We start from the raw sequence: 20,528 nt of genomic DNA, 5'->3' as shown, positions 1-20,528 counted from the left end.
GCTGTCAGGTAGTTTCGAGGGCTTCCCATACCTCAATAGCGGCGGCAAGGTCTTCCAGCGAGGCGCCCACGGATTTGAACAGGGTAATGGCCTGGTCATCCGTACGTCCCGGCTTGTCGCCGCGTAGCAATTCCGCCAGGTCGGCGCTCACATCGGTCTCACGGAATGCGCCTTCATCAATGGCCTGAAGCAGGTCTCCCGCCTCGCCCATGGCACCGGCGTAAGTATCCACGAACACCTTGCTGCGTGTCAGGCACGCACTATCGGTTTCCCGCATGGTCGGCCGGAACGCACCGACCAGATCCAGATGACTCCCGGGTTGCAGCCACTCCCCTCTGACCAAAGGTTCGCTCGACAGGGTCGCGCAGCTGATGATGTCTGCTGCCGGAACGGAGGTTTCCAGGTCCTTCACCGCTTCACAGTCAAAACGGTCGCTGAAACGTTCAGCCAGCGCGGCAGCCTTGTCCGGATTACGGCCCCAGATCCGTACCTTGCGGATGGGGCGCACGGTGGCATGGGCTTCAATCAGCATGGGTGCCAGTTTCCCTGTTCCTACCACCAACAAGGATGATGCGTCTTTCCGAGCCAGCTCCCGGGCAGCCAGGGCCGAGGCGGCTGCGGTACGTCGGCTGGTCAGCGCGCTGCCATCAAGGCAGGCCAGGGGGGTGCCGTGCAGGCCTTCGCACAAAACATAGAGACCCGAGATGGCCGGCAGGCCTGCGTTCGCATTCTGCGGGAATACGTTGACCATTTTCATGCCGATATACCCCGCCGGTTCCCAGGCTGGCATCAGCAGCATGGTAGCCTCGCCGTCCGGCCGGTGCATGGCGTGATGGTGTCGTGGTGGCGCTTCCACGCCCTGGCGGAAAGTACGGGCGAGGCGTTCGATCAGTGCCGGCCACGCCAGAGCGCCGGCCACCTCCTGGGCAGAAATGACTCGCATAGTACGTAACCTTTAACTCTGTTTACGGCTGGCCAGTCGCTGGATCTCACCGATGATGCCACGTCGGAATGTCATGACACAGACCACGAATATAGTGCCCAGGATCACCTGGACCCAGGAGCCGAAGGCTGACAGCTCGTGGCTGAGGGCGCCCACGGTGATGGCACCAAGTACCGGGCCAAAAACCGTTCCCAGGCCGCCGACCAGGGTCATGAGTATCACCTCGCCGGAGGTTTGCCAGTGGGCGCTGGTGAGCGCGGCAAACTGGAAAATGATCGCCTTGGTGGCGCCGGCCAGCCCCGCCAGGGTGGCGGAGATGACGAAGGCCAGCAGCTTGAAGTGGTCGACGTCATACCCCAGCGAGAGGGCGCGGGATTCGTTCTCCCGGATGGCCTGCAGCACTTCACCAAAAGGCGAATGGATGGTGCGGTGGATGATGCCGAATCCGATCAGGAAAATGGCGAACACGAAATAGTACATGGCGAGCGAGTTGTTGAGGTCGATAAACCCGAAGAGCTCGCCCCGAGGAATGCCTTGCAGTCCATTCTCGCCACCGGTAAAGGGCAACTGCAACGCCATGAAATAGATGATCTGTGCCAGTGCCAGGGTGACCATGGCGAAATAGATGCCTTGCCGGCGAATCGCCAGAAAGCCGAAGATGCCGCCGAGCACCAGGGTAAACCCGGTCCCCGCCAGGATACCCAGCAATGGCGAAAACCCCCACTCCTTGGTGACATACCCGGTGATGTAGGCCGCACCGCCGAAGAAGGCGGCATGACCAAAGGACAGGAGTCCGGCATAACCCAGCAACAGATTGAAAGCGCAGGCGAACAGCGCGAAGCAAAGCAGGTCCATCACAAACACCGGATAGGCGTAGAGCGGTGCAGTCAGGCCGGCAACGAGCATCAGTATGAACAGGATACGGTTGGTCATGAGCGGCTCACTTTTCCTTACCGAACAGTCCCGCGGGGCGGAACAGCAACACCAGGACCATCAGGAAAAAAATCACGGTGCTGGCGGCGGGTGGATAGATAACCTTGGTCAGCCCCTCAATCAGGCCGAGTGCAAGGCCGGAGAGAATGGCACCCATGATGGAACCCATGCCACCGATCACCACGACGGCGAACACCACGATGATCAGGTCGGCCCCCATCAGCGGGCTGACCGAGTAAATCGGTGCTGCCAGCACGCCGGCCAGGCCGGCGAGGCCGGCGCCGAAGGCAAAGGTCAGGGTGATCATCAGCGGCACATTGAGGCCAAACGCCTGGGTCAGGTCCGGGTTCTCGACACCGGCCCGCAGCCGCGAGCCGAGTTTCGTGTGTTCAATGAAGAACCAGGTGGCAAAACACACAACCAGAGAAAAAATGATGGCGAACAAGCGGTAGGTGGGGAAGTACATGAAACCGAGATTGACCACGCCGCTCAAGCTCTCCGGCTGGCCCGGGTAGGGCGTGCCGGAGACGTTGAAATAGTTGGAAAACAGGCCCTGCAGAATCAGCGTGATGCCGAAGGTCAGCAGCAACCCGTAGATATGATCGAGATCGTACAGGCGTCGGAGCAGGAGGCGCTCAATGAGAACCCCCAGCAGTCCGACCAGCAGGGGCACCAGAATCAGTGACGCCCAGAAACCGATCTGGACGCTGATCCCGAGCCACTGCTCCAGAAACGAGTAGCCAATCAATGCGATGAAGGCACCGAGCATGTACATGGCGCCGTGGGCAAAGTTGATGATGTTCAGCAGTCCGAATATCACCGCAAGCCCGAGGCTCAACATGGCGTAGAACACACCGACATTAAGCCCAAGCAGCGCCTGGGCCAGAATGACCTGCATCGACACGTTGGCTATCTCCCCTTAAGTGATGGTCAAACCGTGTTAGTTAACCAGCGAACACTTGGTGTCAGCCATTGAGATGAAGGCCTGGTCTGCAGGAATCTTGGAGACCACATCGAGCAGATCCCACTCGCTGTTCGATTCCGACGGCTTTTTCACTTCCACCAGGTACATGTCGTGCAGCATGGAACCGTTCGGGGCGATTTTTCCGCCCTTCACGAACATGTCGTTAAGGGTCATCTCGCCGAGCTTGGCGCGGACCGTGTCGGAATCGTCGGTTCCGGTGTCCTTGACGGCCTGCAGGTAATGGCTCACCGCCGAATACACGCCGGCATGCACCATCGTTGGCATCGCACCGTGGCGCTCGTGGAAGCGCTCTGACCACGCTTTGGTTTCTTCATTCTGGTTCCAGACAAAGGCGGTGGTGAATTGCAGACCCTGGGCAATATCCAGCCCCATGCTGTGCACATCGGTGATGAACACCAGCATGCCAGCCAGCTTCTGGCCACTCTGGACAATCCGGAACTGGTTGGCCTGTTTGATGGCGTTCACGGTGTCCTGACCCGCGTTGGCCAGGCCAATAACATCGGCGCCGGACGATTGTGCCTGCAGCAGGTAGGAGGAGAAGTCGTTGGTGGAAAGCGGTGCGTTGACGTTGCCGACCACTTCGCCGCCCAGGCTCTCCACCACGGCACCGGTGTTATCCCGGAGTGAGTGGCCGAAGGCATAGTCCGCGGTGATAAAGAACCATTTCTCGCCGCCGTTCTTGACCATGGCGGTGGCTGTACCCACCGGCAGGGCATGGGTGTCGTAGACGTAGTGAATGCCATAGGGCGAGCACTGCTCTTCGGTCAGTGCGGTGGTGCCAGCCCCGGTGTTCATGGTGATGATTTTCTTGTCCTTGGCGAGGCCCTGCACCGAGAGCGCCACCGAAGAGTTGTCCAGGGCCGTGATCATGTCCACCTCTTCGGCGTCGATCCATTCCCGGGCCGTACTGGCGCCAATATCCGGTTTGTTCTGGTGATCAGCAGAGATGACTTCGATGGGTTTGCCCATTACCGAGCCACCAAAGTCTTCGATGGCCATTTTGGCAGCGATTACGGCACCCGGACCTTCCAGGGACTTGTAGACCCCGGACATGTCACTGAGTACCCCGATTTTGATCTTGCCGTCCGACAATTCCGCGGCTGCGGATAAAGGCATTGCGAGGGTCGCTGCAGCCACAGCGGCGACCAGTCCTTGTTTCCAGTGCTTGAACATAGTGGGTTTCCTTTTGTTATTAGATTCCGGGTCGGACCCATAAAGGCGGTCCAGGCCCACAGGCTCAGACACTCAGGTGTCTGTTCAACTGCTCCTTTTTGGCCTCGAGATCGGCCGCATCAATCTGTTCAACGACCTGACCGTGTTCGATCACGTAGTGCCGATCCGCCAGAGGCGCGGCAAAGCGAAAATTCTGTTCCACCAGAATGATCGTGAAGCCCTTTTCCCTCAGTTTCCGGATGACATCGTCCAGGGCTTTCAGGATCACCGGGGCAAGTCCTTCGGTTATCTCGTCCAGGAGTAAAAGGTTGGCTCCGGTGCGCAGGATCCGGGCAATCGCCAGCATCTGCTGTTCACCGCCGGAGAGCTTGGACCCCTGGCTTTTGCGACGCTCTTTCAGGTTCGGAAACATGGAGTAGATTTCATCCACCGACAGTCCGCCTTTGGCGATGACCGGTGGCAGCTCCAGATTTTCATCGACGTTGAGAGACGCAAAAATTCCCCGTTCTTCCGGGCAGTACCCCAGTTTGCCCACATGGGCAATCCGGTGTGTGGGCATATGGATGATTTCGGTACCGTGGACCTTTATGGAACCGGTACGTTTGCTGACCAGCCCGAGTATGGCTTTCAGGGTTGTTGTCCGGCCGGAGCCATTCCGGCCCAGCAGCGTAATGACTTCACCCTCGTGCAGGGTCAGGTTCAGGCCATGGAGTATGTGCGACTCGCCATACCAGGCGTGCAGGTTCTCAATCCGCAGTAGTTCCGGCTTCTGCTCAGGCTGCATCGGTGGTTCCCATGTAGGCTTCCATCACTTCAGGGTTGTTGGAGACCTCGTCATAGTTGCCCTCCGCGAGGATTTCGCCCCGGTTCAGCACAGTGATCCGGTCGGCGAGCGTTGCAACCACATTCAGGTTGTGCTCCACCATCACAATTGTTCTGCCCTCGACCACACGCTTGATCAGGTCAGTCACCGTGCCCACATCTTCCGAACTCATGCCCTGGGTGGGCTCATCCAGAAGCATTAACCTTGGTTCCAGGGCAATAGTGGTGGCTATTTCCAGTGCCCGCTTTTGCCCGTAGGGCAGTTCCACCGCTTTGACGTCGGCAAACTTGCCAAGGCCAACCTGCTCCAGCGTCGCCTGCGCCTTCTCGTTCAACTGGTCAAGAATTCGCAGCGGGCGCCAGAAGTGATAGGACACGTTCAGTTTCCGTTGCAGGGCAATGCGGACGTTCTCCCGGGCCGACAGATGGGGAAACACGGCAGAGATCTGAAATGACCGGATTAATCCGCGCTGGGCAATGCCCGCTGGCCGGGCATGGGTGATGTCCCTGCCGTCATAAATGATCTGGCCGGATGTCGGCTTCAGAAATTTGGTCAGGAGGTTGAAGAAGGTGGTTTTGCCTGCCCCATTCGGGCCTATCAGGGCATGGATCGACCCTGTCTGGACGCTGAGATTGATGTCCTTGACGGCTGTGAAGCCCTTGAAGTCTTTGGTGAGGCCATGGGTTTCCAGAATAGTGGCCGGTTTCCGGGCGTAATCGGTCACTGAAAGCACCCCCGTCAGGCCAGTGGACTGTGATTCAGGCACTGGCGGTTGTTGTTTTTATTACCTTTCATTGTCATAAATCGGCATTTCGATATGCCGTATACGCATTTCAGTAAAGATGCCGGACGACGATCTTGTCAAGTTGGGTCAGATAGACGAAAGCATTAGGCGGGGAATAAAGGAGGGGGATAAATCAATAATCTGGAATGAATCACGGACCGCTTTCCGGTCCGTGATTCCTCGCTGTTACTCTTCGTCTTTCGGCGCGCGTTCCACCACCTTGCGCTTACCCTTGGCGCACCGGGACAGGGCCTTCAGCCCCTCGCCGTCGAAGGCATCCACGCGGATAACGTCGTACAGCGCGGTCAGGGCTTCCAGCAGCTGATCGCACTCCTCTTCCTTCACCACGCCCTGGGCACAGGCCCAGTCCACCAACTCCTTGCGCTGATGGCCCATCAGCAGGGCAATGCCGTCCAGTTCGTCCTCGTCCCGGTTACGGATGGCCTGATGCAGCCTGCTGCGCATGTCGACGGTTTCGTGGGCGAGCTTGTAAGCATTCAGTACGCGTCCGAGAGGGTCGTCCGGATCCATGGTCACGAACGTGCCCCGGCTGATCCGCTGCCGAACCGGGGTGTCCTTGACGATGGATTCGGCAACCTGGGCTCCCAGCTTGTCATCCGGGCCGTTCAGGCCGGTCGCGCCCAGCGGGAACACCAGGAGGCGCAGGGGCCAGCGCAGGGCGGTCACCGGGAAGTTGATGATGGCTTCGCGCATGGACGCCTGCAGGTCCCGCAGGCAGGTTTGCAGGCACCATTCCACCAGCGGTCGCTGGTCGTCGGGGTAGCCCTCTTCATGCCATTGCTTGATGACGGCCGTGGCGTAGTACAGATGGGTCAGGCAGTCGGCCATGCGGCCAGACAGCCTCTGTCGGGCCTTGAGACCTCCGCCGACCGTCAGCAGGGTGACGTCCGTCATCAACGCAAACGCGGCCGAGAACCGGGCCAGTTGTCGGTAACTGGACTTGATGTCGCCCTGCCGGGGCACCGATTCCAGCCATCCCCGTGACAGCCCAAGCATCAGCGCACGCAGGGCATTGCGGGTGGTGTGGGCGAGGTGCCGATAGAAGATACCGTCGAATTTCCTGACGGCCTGCTCCTGGTCCTCCATCCCGGCGGCTTCGATTTCCTCAACGATGAACGGATGGCAGCGGATCGAACCCTGACCAAAGATCATCAGGCTGCGGGTCAGGATGTTGGCGCCTTCCACGGTGATGCCGATGGGCACGGCCTGGTAGGCCCGGGCCAGGAAGTTGCGCGGCCCGGTAATCACCCCGCGGCCGGCAACCACATCCATGGCGTGGTTGATGACTTCCCGCATCAGGTCGGTGTTGCGGTACTTCAGCACGGCCGACGGCACCGATGGCCGCACGCCCCGGTCCAGCATGCCAGAGGTCAGCAGGCGCGCGGCATCCATCATGTAGGTGTAGCCGGCAATGGGCTCCAGTGCTTCCTGCACGCCTTCGAACTGGCTGATGGAGCGGCCGAACTGCTCCCGGGTGTAGGCGTAGGAGCCGGTCGCCAGGCTGGCAACTTTGCCAGCACCGGTGCCCAGGGCCGGCAGGGAGATGGAACGGCCGATGGACAGGCATTCCAGCAGCATGGTCCAGCCCTTGCCCAGCATGTCCTGGCCGCCGATCACCTGGTCCATGGGAATGAACACGTCGGTGCCCCAGGTCGGGCCGTTCATGAACACCGTGTTCATCGGCAGGTGCCGGGCACCGGCATTTACACCCTCGGTCTCCCGGGGCACCAGCACGCAGGTCACGCCCACCTCTTCGTCGCCGCCCAGCAGTTTGTCCGGGTCATAGACCTTGATGGCCAGGCCGATCAGCGTCGCCACCGGCGCCAGGGTGATGTAGCGCTTGTTCCAGGTAACCTTCAGACCCAGCACTTCCTTGCCGTTCCATTCGCCCTTGCAGACGATGCCCTTGTCCGGGATGGCGCCCGCGTCCGAACCGGCCACCGGCGAGGTCAGGGCAAAGCAGGGAATGTCCTCGCCGTCGGCGAGGCGGGGCAGGTAGTGGTGTTTCTGCTCGTCGGTGCCGTAGTGCATCAGCAACTCGCCCGGACCGAGGGAGTTGGGCACCATCACCGTGACCGCCGCCGAGACGCTGCGGGTGGAGATCTTCATCACGATCTCGGAGTGTGCGGTGTTGGAAAACCCGAGGCCGCCATCTTCCTTGGGAATCACCAGTCCGAAAAAGCCCTTTTCCCGGATGAACTTCCAGACCTTGTCCGGCAGGTCATACTGTTCATGGGTGATTTTCCAGTCGTCCAGCATTGCGCAGAGTTTTTCCACAGGCCCGTCCAGGAACGCCTGCTCCTCGCTGCTGAGGTGGGCCGGTTGGGCATCGAGTAGTTTGTTCCACTGGGGTTTGCCGGAAAACAGCTCGCCATCCCAGTCGACGGAGCCGGATTTCAGGGCTTCCGCTTCGGTGTCCGAAAGCGATGGCAAACGGTTGCGCACCCAGCCCAGGAGCGGGCGACTGAGTTTGTTGAGGCGCAGGTCGCCGGGCAGCACCAGAATCAAGGCAAGAGCCAGCAGCGCGCCACCGCAGAGTATGCTGATAATGTGCCAATGGTCCTGAAACAGTCCAACCACCGTCGCGATGGTCATGATGGCGGCGGCGGTGGTACCGCCAATGCCTAGGTAGATCAGGACCAGGGCGCTGATCAGCAGTAACAGAACACTCATGGGAAGACCTCCATTTCACGAATAAAATCAACCAGATTTGTTCTTAACCTTCGGTCAAAGTTCGACCAGTTGCAAGCTGGCAGCGACACGCACTGTGAACATTTACGACCGAAATGGCGGGAAGTGGCAAAACCGGAACCGACGTCGGGTGGTTACTGGCTGGAGGCTGTATGGCCGGGTCAGGGCCAGAGTCCGATTACCAGAAGCGCCAGGGTCGCCAGCAGCGTGGCGACGTTGGCGCCGAGAACGGCGTTGAGACGGTCCGGCTGGTCCAGGGCATGGGCCAGGTGTCGGCTGACCCAGAAAGCCAACGGGGCGGTTAGCAGGGCAAAGCCGGTGATCGGTGGCAGCCAGCCGGTGAGCAAACCGAGCACGATGGCGAGGTAATTCGCGACCAGCAGGACGGGCACAAGCCGGGCGGCCGCAGCGCGGCCCCGGGTAACAACCAGGTGTCGGCGGCCAACGGTACGGTCGGCCTCGGCGTCGGGAATCTGGTTGATCAGCAGCAGTTCGCTCGCCAGGAACAGGCTGATCAGTGAAACCAGAATGCCCGTGGCGTCGATCCGGGCGCCGAGGGCGATGAGGGCCCCCAACACCATGACCGGCCCGAAACCCAGTCCTGGTGCCAGCAGGCACAGCAACGGCGAGCGCGTGAGCCAACGGGTGTAGGTGAGGATCAGCAGGACTCCGACCACTCCCACCAGCAACATGGACATCCCGCGCAGCCACAGGAAATACAGCCCAATTGTGATGACCAGACCCAGGGTTGCCAGGGCAGCGGCCAAGACCTTATTCGCCGCCGAGGGGTGCCGGGGCAGGGCGCCACTGCCTCCGGAAAAGGGCGTTCGCCGGGTGATCCGATCCAGGCCGGACAGAAAGTCCTCGTACTCGTTAAACAGATTGACCGCCGCATGGGCAAGTACAGCGCCCAGCAACACCAGCAGGGTGTCGACCAGGCTTTCCGGTTCACCCTGACGCCAGGCAACGGCGATCCCCAGGCCCGCGCACAGCGGGGCAAGAATCAGAAAATTCGGGCGTGACGCCCGGATAACCGCAGCGCTCTCGGCCATGGCTTTCTTTCCCTAGATATAACCTTCGGCGAACACCAGTCCCAGGACGATCGGCATGACCACAAGGCTGCCGAGGTTGCCGAGCAGCACCAGCGACGCCACCTTGTGCGGTTCCTGCCGGTATTGCTCCGCGACCATATAGTTCAGCACCGCCGGTGGCAAGGCGGCGAAAACCCAGAGCGATGCCACCTGCAGTCCGGGCAGATCGAGGATCTGAATCATCGGCCAGGCCAGGATCAGGCCGCTGGCGGGGCAGGCGATGGCACCGAGCATGCCCAGTTTCCAGTCGCTGAAATCGACATCCAGCATCCGCACGCCAAGGGCAAACAGCATCAGCGGAATGCACACCCCGCCCAGCATGTTCAGGGTTTCCAGCAACCATGCCGGCAGGGGCACGCCGCCGAGATTGACCGCCAGGCCGGCGATGCTGGCAAACACAATGGGGAGCTTCAGTCGCTGAACAATGGAGGTGTGAGGGTCGAGCATGTACAAGCCGACCGAGAAATGCAGCAGCATTTCGACAATGAACAGGACCACCGCCGCGGGCAGAGCGGCATCGCCGAAGGCCAGAACCAGCAATGGAATACCCATGTTGCCGGAGTTGTTGAACATCATTGGCGGCAGGAAGGTCTTCAGGTTCAGCTTCAGCACTTTCGCCACCGGGTAGAGGACGATGCCGGAGCCCAGCACCACTACGGTTGCCGCGAGGGCGAGGCGGGCGTATTCCTGCAGCGGAGCCTGTTGGTCGGCCAGCACCGCGAACACCAGCATGGGCACAAACAGTTCCATGTTGAGAATGTTCAGGCCCTGAATATCGGGGGTGCGATAACGGCCATAGAGAGCCCCACAGCCGGCGATAACAAAGACCGGCAACATCGTGGAAAGAATCTGGGCAATCATTGAAGGCTCCGACAGGAGTGACAGTGGTCCAAGACAGAAACGGTTAGGTTCGCAAGTATCACACTGACTGGGCAAGCACTATTCGCCGGTGTTCGACCAAAGCAGGAGGCCCCTGCCGTCCGGGCCCCGGTTGCGGTGGCCGGACCCTGGCCCCACAATACGGGCCATTACAGTAAGCGATGACCGCCTGTCAGGGAGTATGTTGTGACCAGTCCGTTTGATCAGCCCGTTGCCCGTGACCACACCTGCTCGGTGAAGTTCGATGCCCGGAAGGCCGTGTTTGGCCGTGAGGATGTGATTCCGGTCTGGGTGGCGGACATGGACTTTGCCGCCCCCGAGGCTGTTACCAGGGCCCTGGTCGAGCGGGCCCGGCACCCGGTTTACGGCTACACCCTGTTCCCGGACAGCCTCTACGAAGCCATGATCCACTGGTTTCGCGCCCGTCACGGCTGGGACATCCAGCGCGACTGGATTCTGATGGCGCCCGGCGTGGTGCCCTCGCTCCACGCCGCCTGCATGGCCTACGCCGAACCGGGTCAGGGCGTGATTATCCAGCCTCCGGTGTATCCGCCATTCTTCAGTTCGGTTCGCCAGAGCGGCCGAACCGTGATCGAGAATCCGCTGGTGCTTGAGGAGGGACCGGGTGCCGGCCCGGGTCGCTACCGGATGGATCTGGATCATCTGGAGCAGTGCGCGGCCCGGCCGGATGCCCAGGTGTTGATGCTGTGTTCGCCCCACAATCCGGTTGGCCGGGTCTGGAGCGAGGAAGAGTTGCGGGCGGTACTGGCCATCGCCAGAAAGCACGATCTGGTGGTGCTGTCCGATGAAATCCACTGTGACCTGACCTTTGACGACGGGCCCCGACATTCAGTGCTGGCGACGTTGGCGGAGCAGGACGACGCGCTGGTCACGGCCGTGGCGCCAAGCAAGAGTTTCAACATGCCGGGACTGGGCCTGTCAGCGCTGGTTATCCCCGATGCGGAACGTCGCGCCGCCCTTAAAGGCGTGTTCCAGACCCTGCACATGACCCAGTGCAACCCGTTCAGCGTGGCCGGCTTTGAGGCGGGCTACCGTGACGGTGGCGCCTGGCTGGACGACCTTCGGGAATATTTGCAGGCTAACCGGGATTACGTTGAGGAGGCGGTCAACGGCCGTCTGTCCGGCATTCGGGTCTCGGCCCCGGAAGCCACCTACCTGATGTGGCTGGATTGCCGCGAGCTGGGCATGACCGATGCCGAGCTCAAGCGTTTCTTTGTCCAGGAGGCCGGAGTGGGCATGAACCCGGGGCTGACTTTCGGCGACCCGGGCTCCGGATTCATGCGGCTGAACATTGGATGCCCGAGGTCGGTACTGACCGAAGTGCTGGACCGGATTGAAAACGCCTTGGGCACGCGCCCCTGAGTTACTGGGTTTCCAGGTCCAGTTTCCGTTTCAGCGAGCAGTGATCCTCGACCTTGCGCCAGCGCGGAGGTTCGTTCATGCCGGGCATGTCGCCGCTGGTCTTCCGGGACGCCTCCCACACCATGCCGCCGTGAGTAACCAGGTTGCCCTCGGTGTAGTCCCAGGCAAACCGCCACTGCTCGGGTGTCTGGCATATTGACGGGTTGCTGCCGTCGCCGGGCGCCGGGTTACCGGCCGGAGGGTTGGAGCTCTCCTCAACCGGCTCCTGCTTCGCCATCTGTTCGGCGTCACAGTCCGGGACCTCATCCAGTTCCTTCCAGTCGAAGCTGATACCGGGCTCCTTGCCCTCGCTGATCTGCCGGGCCTGAAACCACTGGCCGTCGTGAAAGACCACGGCCTCCGCACGATACAAGCTGGCGGATTCCCAGCCCGATTTCTCGGGGTCACAGGGTTCGGCGTGTGCCGTGGTGGTCAGCCCCAGGCCAACGAGCAGCAGCAGAACAGAAACGAACAGTTGTGGGTTCGGTTTACCAAACATGATGGTCTCCTTGTCTCAGCCCGACTCGCGATAGGCCGCTGCCTGTCGACCGGCCCGGGTTGCCAGAACCAGACCTGCCAGAATAAGCAGTCCGCCGACAACATGGAATAGTCCGAGCGATTCCTTCAGGAAAATGCCAGCCAGGACAGACGCGAAGACGGGAGTCAGGTACATGAAAATTGCGGCTTTCGAGGGACCTATGGCGTGTACGCCGTGGTTCCAGAAGCCATAAGCGAGGATGCCGGGGAAGATGGCAAAGTAAAGTAACGGAAGCAGGGTATCTCCGGAGAGTTTGAAGCCGCCGGAAAAGTACACCAGATCGGTCAGATAGAAGGGCAGGATCACCAGTGTGCCCAGCAGGATCTGCGTGGTCAGGAAGGTGAGCGCCGGAAGGGGCACCGCCTGGCGGCGCAGAAGCACTGAAAATAACCCCCAACTGAACACCGCGGCCACCATGATCAGATCGCCCGGCTGGGCCCGGAGCCCGGTCAGTACCGCGATGTCGCCCTGGGCCACAACCGTCAGAATACCGAGGACCGCGAGTGCAATGCCCAGGGCCTGCAGCGGCCGGGTCCGGTCCCCGAGCAGGATCCAGGACATCAGCGCGACAAAGATCGGAATGGTGGCGTTGATCAGGGCAATGTTGGTGGCGGTGGTGCTCGTGGCGGCAAAGTAAAGCAGGGAATTGAAGGCACCGACGCTGAAGGTGGCGAGCGCCAGCATCGAGCCCAGACGTTGCCGGATGATCTGCCGGTGGCGCCAGACGCCAGGCAGGCCAAAGGGCAGCAGAATGACCAGCGCAATGACCCAGCGCCAGAACGACATGGACAGCGGCGGAATGTCGTCAACGGTGCCGCGGGCGACCACGGCATTGCCGGCCCAGAACAGGGGGGTAAGGACCAGCCCGACGTAAGCCAGGCCAGGCATTCGGGATAGCAGTCCGGCGTTTTCTGAAGACACTCTTACTCCCGTTGCTCGGGTTTGGTCAGGAAAAACGCACAGGATACTACTCTCCCGGAACTTCTGCCTCCGTACCAATGTGGTAGGCGGCAAAGCCCGCCATCACAACCTGATCCACCGCCATACCGATGATCCGACCATTACTGCTGGAGCGGATCGGGTACTGGGCGTTGGTGATCGGATCGGCCACGTACCCGAGAATTTCGCCTTCGGATACGCGGGCGCCCAGATCCACTTCACTGAACAGGATTCCGCCATGCTGGGCACGGATCCAGTCGGAATCGTAGTAGACCGGCTCCGGGTCGCCCCAGACGAACATGCGGGAAATCATGCCCTGACGTTCCATCAGACTGGTGAGGCTGTTCACCCCGGCTTCAATCTGGTGTTCCTGGATGCGATGTGACTCGCCCGCCTCCAGCGTGACCGTGGTAATACCGGCTTCCACCGCCGCGCTGCGCAGCATGCCCGGTGACCCGGAGCTGTGGACCACCGCCATGCGGTCAAAGCCCTGGGTAAAGGTGGCGACGTCCGGATTGTTCATGTCGGCCCGCAGTTGCGGCAGGTTGGTGCGCTTGAGTGACCCGGTATGGATATCCACCAGCATGTTGCAGCGGCGAATGATGTTCTCGAAGAGCGAGTGGGCAATGCGATCGGCAAGGCTTCCGTCGGGGCTGCCCGGAAAATGCCGGTTGAGGTCACGACGGTCGGGCAAGTAGCGGCTGCCCTGCTGGAAGCCAGGCAGGTTGACGATCGGAATGCCCACCACGCGGCCGGACAGCTTTTCCGGATCCAGGTCGTACATGGTGCGCCGGATGATCTCGATACCGTTCAGCTCGTCACCATGGATGGCACCGGTCAGGCACAGGGTGGGACCGGCATTGGCGCCATTCACCACCAGCACCGGCGTGGGCTGGGACAGACCGGCAATCTGGATGCCGGGCGACCAGGCCAGACGGGTGGAGGTGCCGGGCAGGATCTCGGTGTCCAGCAGGGTAAAGCTCTTGGCTGGCTGAATGGCAGGTTCCATCGGCACCATGCCTGAGGTTTCCTCGCCGGGTCGGATCTCACTGTCCTCGGCCGGCGTGGTTGCGACTTCCGACTCAGCCGGAGCCGCTGAATCGGCCTTCAATTCCGGTTCGTGGGGCGACGCGACCTCTTTCAGGTCAATGTTTGGCGCAACCTTCTTGGCCCCGGTTTTTGCGTCGGAAGACTCGGTGTCCGTTGCCGGCTGTGTGCTGTTGGTGGCAGATGCGGTCGGGTCGGTGTCCTTGCGACGCGGCTGTGAGCGCTCAACGTCCTCGACATTCTCGTCCTCGGCCAGCACCGCGACCCGGGTTTCCTCGTTCTTTTCGGCGTTGGTACTGGAGGTTTCGGCCACAGCGAGGCATGGCAGGCCCAGCGCCACCGTGCAGGCGAACAGTCGGAGTGGTGTCAGTGTGTAATGCCAGTGCAACAGCATAGTTCCTCACGGGTCGTCAGAATGCGCTCAAGGATAGAGGCCCCCTGGCGGTCATGAATACAGCTGTGACAAAGGTTTAATGCCACCTTCATGAAATGCCGGTCTTTTTCGGGTTCCTGTGCAAACGTTGCCCAGGTGCTAGCTTATACAGCTAGCCCCGTTATACCCGTTAAAGCTGGTTAACAATATGGAGATTTTGCGAGTTCTGGTTGTGATTTTGTTACCGCCACCGTTCAGGTTTTGCCGGTGGCGTGCCAGAGTTCTTCTTTTTGTCGGGCTCGACCGTCAATTTCCAGTTTCAGCAAGTGGGCAAGGGCCGAGCGCGCAGCCAGACCATGGATGGCCGCCGGGACGTCGTCATAGGCCTGGGTTGTCAGATCCTTCAGCGTGACGGGGCCGTGCTGTTTCAGCGCCGTGGCGACCTTGTGCTCCCGGGCCAGCCGATGGGTGATCAGGAAATCAATCACGGCCTCGGGGTAGCCCATCAGAAAGCCGTGCGCCGGGGCAATCACCCCGATCGATTCCCCGAGCAGGTCGTAGAGGGCGTCCAGGTATGCTTTCATGTCGCCGTCCGGTGGATTGATCACCACCGTTGAGCCCTGCATGATGTGGTCGCCGGAGAACAGCAGGTCGGGGCCTTCGAGCAGGTAACATATGTGGTTGGAGGCGTGGCCCGGCGTGTGCAGGGTCTTCAGAAGCCCGGCCTCGGTCACGATCAGGTCGCCGTGTTCGGGCTCGTCATCCGGCGCGAACGTGCGGTCCTGGGAGGGGCCTTCGGGTGCCGGCAGACCGAACACGCGACATCCGGTTTTTGCCTTGAGAGGCGCCGTTGCCGGTGAATGATCCGGGTGGGTATGGGTCACCACCACCTGGTCAATCACGCCACCGGTCAGTTCCAGAATCCGTTCGATGTGCACGGCATCATCCGGACCGGGGTCCAGCACGGTAAAGCGTTCGTGGCCCAGCAGGTAGGTGTTGGTACCCGGCCCAGTCATCATGCCTGGGTTGGGCGCGGTCAGCCGAACCACGCCGGCGGCGATCTCGACCGGCTCGCCCGGAACGATTTCGGCGCGGGTACTGCCTTCGCCCTCGGGGTCGAGCCGGGTGGCCTCGTCGTAGGCGGGTGCCCCCGGCTCCAGCATAACCGGCTTGCCTTTCTTCGTTGCCGGCCATGGTTTGCTGGGGTAGGTCTCGGGCGGATTGGCATGGGCGTAGCGCATCAGCGCCCCGGTGGTCTGGAAATCGCTCAACACGCGCATGGTCCGCAGCGTTGGCAGCCCCAGCAGGCGACGCCCACTGCGATGATCTTCCAGCGCCTGTTCGGGGCTGATCCACAGGTGCTCGATGGTTTCCGTGCCGTCGTGGCTGGCCACCTGGCCTTCAGGTGCCGCGGCCACGAAGAACCGGGTATCGAAGCGCCGGGGTGGCCCCGGCGGCGTGGTCCAGTGGCTCAGGTACGCCAGCCGGTCCAGAGGAATCGTCAGCCCGTGACGCTGGCACAGGTCCGCCAGGCCCAGTTCGCCCCGGAACACCGCATCGCGGTCCCCGTGTGCGGGGTGATCCGCGCCTATGGTCTGGCCGTTCTCATCGACGGCCACCAGAATGCCGGCTTCCTCGAAACATTCCCGCACGGCGGCGAGCATGTAGTCCGCGCCCCCTTCATCCAGACTCATGATCTGACTGATTTCGGTATCCTCAGGACCGACCGCGTGCGCCCGGGCCCGGTATTCCCCCTGATCCACCGCTCCGCCCGGAAATACGAAATAGCCGGGAAGAAACACCGCATCCCAGGTGCGCTGAAGCAGCAGCACTTCAACACCGTCTTCCGTATCTCGAGTCAGAACCAGAGTGGCCGCAGGGCGAATATCCATAGTTTTCCTGTTATTAGCTGTATGGGTGCGCCCAGTCACCACTTCCCGGGGGCTGGGCGAAAAGGCATAAATAAGCAAGATAACTGAATTCACCACAAGATGAACAGTGCAGGCCAAACGCGTATTATGCGCCCTGTCATACGAATCCCCAGCCAGACAGGTACCCAACGTGGCCCGCATCAAACTTGCTTTCCCGGATGACGTCTTCTACTTCGAAACCAACATGCCGGTGCGCATCACCGACATCAATGGCGCCAACCATCTGGGCAACGACGCGCTGATATCCATGCTGTCGGAGGCGCGGGCCCAGTTCCTGGTGAACTACGGTATCCAGGAAGCTGGCCACGACGGGATCGGCATCATCGTGACCGATCTGGCCACGATGTATCAGTCGGAATCCTTCTTCCCGGAAATGCTCCGTTTTGAAGTCGGACTGATGGATTTCAACAAGTACGGTGGCGATTTCGTGTTCCGGGTTACCAAGGCCGAAAGCGGCCAGCCCGTTGCGTTGGCCAAGTACGGTTTTGTGTTCTTCAACTACCAGCGCAAGGAAGTGTCGCCAATGCCTGAAAGCTTCCGGTCACGTTTTGGCTGACACCGGGGCCGTGCGCAGCTTGGTCATGCCCGCGCGGTAAAAACTGTAGGCCATGACGCCGGCAAACAGATTGCCTACCAGGGCGCCACTCATCAGCCCGAAGATGCCGTTGAGCTGGCTGCCGAGCCAGAGCAGCGGCAGAAAGCAGAGGAACAGCCGCAGGGTCGACACCAACAGCGCGCGCATGGCCAGGCCCAGCGCGTTGCATACCGAAACCATCAGCATGCACACACCCAGGCCGCTGTAACTGAGCGGCACTCGAAGCAGGTAACCGGCCAGGGTGTCCTGAACCTGGGCATCGCGGGTGAACAGCTCCGACACCAGCCCTGAGGCGGCCAGCCAGGTCACGCCGATGGCCAGCTGCCAGGCGACCACGAACCTTACCGCGATGCGCACCAGCTTCCGGATCTGCTCAATATCCCCAGCGCCCAGCAACCGGCCGATCATCGGTGGCATCGACATGGTCAGCGCCAGCACCACCACGATCGAGAAAAACTCCAGCCGCGTTCCCAGCCCCCAGGCCGCTACCGCAGCCGACCCAAAACCCGCCACCATCGCGGTAGCCAGCATGGCCGAGGCCGGCGGCATCAACTGGCTGACCATGGCCGGCGCCATAATGCCGTTGAGCTGTTTCAGCGCCTGGCCCAGGGCAAGCTGGCCGAGATCGAATCGGGCCCAGTGTCGTTTAAGAAGTTTGGGGTAGATCACCAGGCAGCCCATGGTAAAGGAGGTGACCGTTGCCCAGGCCGCACCGGGCAGGCCCCAGTCGAAGACAAAGATGTACAGCGGATCCAGCGCGATGTTGAGCAGGCTGGTGGCGACCATCATGTAGCCCGGCAGTTTGGTGTCGCCGTGGGAGCGACAGACGCTGTAGCCGAAGTACAGGGTGGCGCCGGCCCAGGCGGCAATCAGCCAGGGCACCCAGTAGCTGCGGATCATGGGCAGCAGTGACTCCTCGGCACCGAGCGCGGTCATGATCCACTCCTGCAGGAACCACAGGCCCAGGCACAGCACGAACACCAGGCTGCCGCCGACCGTGATTACCAGCCCTCCAAGGCGAAAGGCACGGAGTTCGTCGCCCTGGCCCAGGGTTCTGGAAATGATCGCCGTGGTGGCGATGCCGAGCCCCACCTGCAGCCCGATGATGAGCTGCTGCATGGGCAGGGTGAAGCCCAGGGCTGCAAGGGGATCCCGGCCCAGTTGGCCGATAAAGGCGCTGTCGGCCAGTTGAAAGGTCATCAGGGAGAGCACGCCAAACAGCATCGGCCAGGTCATGGTGTAGAGCTGACGGGGCAGGCTGGCGGTCTCGGGTGGTTTGCTCACGGGATGAGGGTGCGGCCTTGGTTCGAAATGGGGAACGGATCTTAACAGGTTTGGGGCCAGGTTTCGGTGGCGACGTGCTGGTCGGGGCTGACGCCGCAGGATACGCCGTCAGCCCGACCCGTTCGGGCGTGTCAGAGTGCCTTTAACGCGGACTCGTAATCCGGCTCATCCTTGATCTCATCGACCAGTTGGCTGTACATGACCTTGTTGTCCTCATCCAGCACGACCACCGCACGGGCACACAGCCCTGCCAACGGACCGTCCTGGATGGCGACGCCGTAGTCCTGCTGGAAGCTGTAATTGCGGAAAGTCGACAGCGTGATCACGTTCTTCAGGCCTTCGGCGCCGCAGAAACGGGCGGCGGCGAATGGCAGGTCCGCTGAGACGACCAGGACGACCGTGTTTTCGAGGCTTCCGGCCTTTTCGTTGAACTTGCGGGTGGAAGCGGCGCACACGCCGGTGTCTACGCTGGGGACGATGTTGAGAATCTTGCGCTTGCCGGCCCACTGGTCCAGTTTGACCTCTTCCAGGCCGCTGTTGGTGAGGGTGAAGGGCGGCGCGTTGTCCCCCGGTTTCGGGAAGCTGCCGCTCAGTTCAATGGGGTTGCCGTCGAGATTTACCTTGCTCATGACCTTTCCTTAGCTATCGGGTGCGTGGGAATCAGAGTTATTCAATTTACTCTTTGTAGTCCAGTTTGGACTATCTTGCACCCGATCGGTTCTCTGGCCGGCGATTATGGCGCGGAGGCACCCTGGGGTTCGAAATCCGCTGCCGGATGGCGCTGGACCAGCAGCAGGTAGCTGGCCAGGGCAGCACAGGCGCAGACCGCAATGACCACGGCCATCACGAGTGACGTGCCGTCGTGGAGGTGGCCCACCAGTATGCCGGCTCCGGCCGCAACGGCCATCTGGGCAAAGCCGAACAGGGCGGATGCCGAGCCAGCCATGCGCGGGAAGTTGGCCATCGCGCCGGCCATGGTCTGGGGCAGCACCATGCCGGTGCCGAGCATGAACAGGGTCTGGGGCAGAATGACCGCCCAAACATTGTAAACCCCGGCCAGGGCAAGCCCTGCCATCAAACCGCCACCGGCAACCGCGATGACCAGTCCTCGTACCAGAATCTGGTCTGGCAGCAGTTTGCTGCCCAGGCGAACGGCGGACAGGTTGCCGGTGATGAAGCCGGCCACCATGCACGCGAAGAACAGCCCGAAGTGTTCGGGTGCCACACCCAGGAAGTCGATCAGCACGAACGACGAACCCGACAGAAACGCGAACAGGCCCGAGAAAATCAGGGCGTTGGTCAGGGTGTAGCCAAGAAAGCTGATGTCGGTGCCAATGCTTCGATAGTTGCGCAGCAGGCTGCAGAGTTTGAGCGGCTGGCGATATTCCGGGCGCATGGGTTCGGGTATGCCAAATGCCACTACGACAGCCATCACCAGGGCATAGCCTCCGAGGACCAGGAAAATGGACGACCAGCCGAGGCCGGCGACGAGGAAGCCGCCGATGGTGGGAGCAATGGCCGGTGCCAGCGCCATGATACTGGCAAGAATGGCGAGGATCCTGGCGGCTTCACGGGGTGTATAAATGTCCCGGATCGCGGCGCGGCCCAGAACTGGGCCTGCCGAACCGCCCAGGGCTTGCAGGAACCGGCACAGCATCAGGGTTTCGATGTTCGTGGCAAGAGCACAGCCAATGCTGGCGATAGCGAATAGCACGAAGCCCCCGATCATGATCGGCTTGCGGCCGAAGCGGTCGGCCAGGGGGCCGCAGATAAGCTGGGCCAGGGCAAAGCCAACCATGTAGAGGCTCAGTGTCAGCTGGACCTGATCGGTTCCGGTACCAAAGTCGCTCCCGATCTGCGGCAGCGCCGGCAGGTACATGTCGGTGGCGAGCGGCCCGAGCGCCACGGCGGCGGCGAGCAGAATGGTTGTCCAGACACTGGTTAAAGTAAGCATGGGAATCCTGAAGTTAGAGCAGGCGAGGTGAGGCAGGGCTTTCCGAAACCGTGCGGAGCCATGGATGGCGGAGCTCAAGCGTCGCAGGGATGTGCTTGAGCGGGTTTCGGAAAGCCCTGTCT

General features: G+C 61.3%; 18 protein-coding genes. 2 read left to right on the top strand and 16 right to left on the bottom strand.

Annotated features, from left to right (window positions below; translation table 11 throughout):
- Nucleotides 1–4: 4 nt before the first annotated feature.
- The 9 genes from K0B93_RS11485 to K0B93_RS11445 all read right to left on the bottom strand — a co-directional run bounded on the left by K0B93_RS11485 (nt 5) and on the right by K0B93_RS11445 (nt 10,305).
- Complete coding sequence (locus K0B93_RS11485) at nt 5–943, bottom strand: ornithine cyclodeaminase family protein (RefSeq protein WP_219867340.1); 939 nt, start codon at nt 941–943, stop codon at nt 5–7.
- Between the two features lie 12 nt (nt 944–955).
- Nucleotides 956–1,876, bottom strand: coding sequence for a branched-chain amino acid ABC transporter permease (locus K0B93_RS11480; RefSeq protein ID WP_219867339.1), 921 nt, complete (start codon nt 1,874–1,876; stop codon nt 956–958).
- A gap of 7 nt (nt 1,877–1,883) precedes the next feature.
- Complete coding sequence (locus K0B93_RS11475; protein ID WP_219868102.1) at nt 1,884–2,774, bottom strand: branched-chain amino acid ABC transporter permease; 891 nt, start codon at nt 2,772–2,774, stop codon at nt 1,884–1,886.
- A 42-nt stretch (nt 2,775–2,816) separates the two neighbouring features.
- Nucleotides 2,817–4,034, bottom strand: a complete 1,218-nt coding sequence (locus K0B93_RS11470; protein ID WP_219867338.1) for an ABC transporter substrate-binding protein — start codon at nt 4,032–4,034, stop codon at nt 2,817–2,819.
- A gap of 64 nt (nt 4,035–4,098) precedes the next feature.
- The gene (locus K0B93_RS11465; RefSeq protein WP_219867337.1) at nt 4,099–4,818 is read right to left on the bottom strand and encodes an ABC transporter ATP-binding protein; all 720 of its coding nucleotides are present in this window, start codon (nt 4,816–4,818) and stop codon (nt 4,099–4,101) included.
- On the bottom strand, nt 4,808–5,581 hold the full coding sequence (locus K0B93_RS11460; protein WP_219867336.1) for an ABC transporter ATP-binding protein: 774 nt from the start codon (nt 5,579–5,581) through the stop codon (nt 4,808–4,810). Before K0B93_RS11460 ends, K0B93_RS11465 begins: the two co-directional genes overlap by 11 nt.
- Nucleotides 5,582–5,827: 246 nt before the next feature.
- Nucleotides 5,828–8,335: an acyl-CoA dehydrogenase gene (locus K0B93_RS11455; RefSeq protein ID WP_219867335.1), complete on the bottom strand. Its 2,508-nt coding sequence runs from the start codon at nt 8,333–8,335 to the stop codon at nt 5,828–5,830.
- Between the two features lie 179 nt (nt 8,336–8,514).
- Complete coding sequence (locus K0B93_RS11450) at nt 8,515–9,405, bottom strand: prenyltransferase (RefSeq protein WP_219867334.1); 891 nt, start codon at nt 9,403–9,405, stop codon at nt 8,515–8,517.
- A 12-nt stretch (nt 9,406–9,417) separates the two neighbouring features.
- Nucleotides 9,418–10,305: an AEC family transporter gene (locus K0B93_RS11445; protein ID WP_219867333.1), complete on the bottom strand. Its 888-nt coding sequence runs from the start codon at nt 10,303–10,305 to the stop codon at nt 9,418–9,420.
- 204 nt (nt 10,306–10,509) lie between these two features.
- Here K0B93_RS11445 and K0B93_RS11440 point away from each other — a divergent pair, with 204 nt between their 5' ends.
- Nucleotides 10,510–11,706 carry a MalY/PatB family protein gene (locus tag K0B93_RS11440; protein ID WP_219867332.1) on the top strand — a complete coding sequence of 399 codons (1,197 nt, stop codon included), beginning with the start codon at nt 10,510–10,512 and terminating at the stop codon, nt 11,704–11,706.
- Between the two features lies 1 nt (nt 11,707).
- Here K0B93_RS11440 and K0B93_RS11435 read toward each other — a convergent pair whose 3' ends face one another.
- The 4 genes from K0B93_RS11435 to K0B93_RS11420 form a co-directional block, all read right to left on the bottom strand.
- Nucleotides 11,708–12,244, bottom strand: a complete 537-nt coding sequence (locus K0B93_RS11435) for a carbohydrate-binding protein (protein WP_219867331.1) — start codon at nt 12,242–12,244, stop codon at nt 11,708–11,710.
- Nucleotides 12,245–12,259: 15 nt separating this feature from the next.
- Entirely contained in the window at nt 12,260–13,204 is a 945-nt protein-coding gene (locus tag K0B93_RS11430; RefSeq protein WP_324124832.1) for a DMT family transporter, read from the bottom strand.
- 46 nt (nt 13,205–13,250) lie between these two features.
- Nucleotides 13,251–14,663 (bottom strand): M14 family metallopeptidase, encoded by a 1,413-nt coding sequence (locus K0B93_RS11425; protein WP_219867330.1) that lies wholly within the window; start codon nt 14,661–14,663, stop codon nt 13,251–13,253.
- 233 nt (nt 14,664–14,896) lie between these two features.
- Nucleotides 14,897–16,534 carry an MBL fold metallo-hydrolase gene (locus K0B93_RS11420; RefSeq protein WP_219867329.1) on the bottom strand — a complete coding sequence of 546 codons (1,638 nt, stop codon included), beginning with the start codon at nt 16,532–16,534 and terminating at the stop codon, nt 14,897–14,899.
- 169 nt (nt 16,535–16,703) lie between these two features.
- Here K0B93_RS11420 and K0B93_RS11415 point away from each other — a divergent pair, with 169 nt between their 5' ends.
- The gene (locus K0B93_RS11415; protein WP_219867328.1) at nt 16,704–17,129 is read left to right on the top strand and encodes a thioesterase family protein; all 426 of its coding nucleotides are present in this window, start codon (nt 16,704–16,706) and stop codon (nt 17,127–17,129) included.
- Here the strand turns inward: K0B93_RS11415 and K0B93_RS11410 are convergent.
- The 3 genes from K0B93_RS11410 to K0B93_RS11400 all read right to left on the bottom strand — a co-directional run bounded on the left by K0B93_RS11410 (nt 17,115) and on the right by K0B93_RS11400 (nt 20,406).
- Nucleotides 17,115–18,404 (bottom strand): MATE family efflux transporter, encoded by a 1,290-nt coding sequence (locus K0B93_RS11410; protein WP_219868100.1) that lies wholly within the window; start codon nt 18,402–18,404, stop codon nt 17,115–17,117. The two genes, K0B93_RS11415 and K0B93_RS11410, sit on opposite strands and share 15 nt — an antisense overlap.
- A gap of 179 nt (nt 18,405–18,583) precedes the next feature.
- Complete coding sequence (gene tpx / locus K0B93_RS11405) at nt 18,584–19,081, bottom strand: thiol peroxidase (protein ID WP_219867327.1); 498 nt, start codon at nt 19,079–19,081, stop codon at nt 18,584–18,586.
- 104 nt (nt 19,082–19,185) lie between these two features.
- Nucleotides 19,186–20,406: a multidrug effflux MFS transporter gene (locus K0B93_RS11400; RefSeq protein WP_219867326.1), complete on the bottom strand. Its 1,221-nt coding sequence runs from the start codon at nt 20,404–20,406 to the stop codon at nt 19,186–19,188.
- Nucleotides 20,407–20,528: the final 122 nt, after the last annotated feature.

It is taken from the genome of Marinobacter sp. F4218, assembly GCF_019443085.1.
GTDB lineage: Bacteria > Pseudomonadota > Gammaproteobacteria > Pseudomonadales > Oleiphilaceae > Marinobacter > Marinobacter albus.
The sequence above is the reverse complement of the archived record's forward strand: the minus strand, read 5'-3'. Positions and strand labels throughout refer to the sequence as shown.

Excerpts from the sequence above, each read along its gene's own strand:
- K0B93_RS11485 (WP_219867340.1), bottom strand. The coding sequence starts at position 943 with ATGCGAGTCATTTCTGCCCAGGAGGTGGCCGGCGCTCTGGCGTGGCCG.
- K0B93_RS11480 (WP_219867339.1), bottom strand. The coding sequence starts at position 1,876 with ATGACCAACCGTATCCTGTTCATACTGATGCTCGTTGCCGGCCTGACT.
- K0B93_RS11475 (WP_219868102.1), bottom strand. The coding sequence starts at position 2,774 with ATGCAGGTCATTCTGGCCCAGGCGCTGCTTGGGCTTAATGTCGGTGTG.
- K0B93_RS11470 (WP_219867338.1), bottom strand. The coding sequence starts at position 4,034 with ATGTTCAAGCACTGGAAACAAGGACTGGTCGCCGCTGTGGCTGCAGCG.
- K0B93_RS11465 (WP_219867337.1), bottom strand. The coding sequence starts at position 4,818 with ATGCAGCCTGAGCAGAAGCCGGAACTACTGCGGATTGAGAACCTGCAC.
- K0B93_RS11455 (WP_219867335.1), bottom strand. The coding sequence starts at position 8,335 with ATGAGTGTTCTGTTACTGCTGATCAGCGCCCTGGTCCTGATCTACCTA.
- K0B93_RS11450 (WP_219867334.1), bottom strand. The coding sequence starts at position 9,405 with ATGGCCGAGAGCGCTGCGGTTATCCGGGCGTCACGCCCGAATTTTCTG.
- K0B93_RS11445 (WP_219867333.1), bottom strand. The coding sequence starts at position 10,305 with ATGATTGCCCAGATTCTTTCCACGATGTTGCCGGTCTTTGTTATCGCC.
- K0B93_RS11435 (WP_219867331.1), bottom strand. The coding sequence starts at position 12,244 with ATGTTTGGTAAACCGAACCCACAACTGTTCGTTTCTGTTCTGCTGCTG.
- K0B93_RS11425 (WP_219867330.1), bottom strand. The coding sequence starts at position 14,663 with ATGCTGTTGCACTGGCATTACACACTGACACCACTCCGACTGTTCGCC.
- K0B93_RS11420 (WP_219867329.1), bottom strand. The coding sequence starts at position 16,534 with ATGGATATTCGCCCTGCGGCCACTCTGGTTCTGACTCGAGATACGGAA.
- K0B93_RS11410 (WP_219868100.1), bottom strand. The coding sequence starts at position 18,404 with ATGACCTGGCCGATGCTGTTTGGCGTGCTCTCCCTGATGACCTTTCAA.
- tpx (WP_219867327.1), bottom strand. The coding sequence starts at position 19,081 with ATGAGCAAGGTAAATCTCGACGGCAACCCCATTGAACTGAGCGGCAGC.
- K0B93_RS11400 (WP_219867326.1), bottom strand. The coding sequence starts at position 20,406 with ATGCTTACTTTAACCAGTGTCTGGACAACCATTCTGCTCGCCGCCGCC.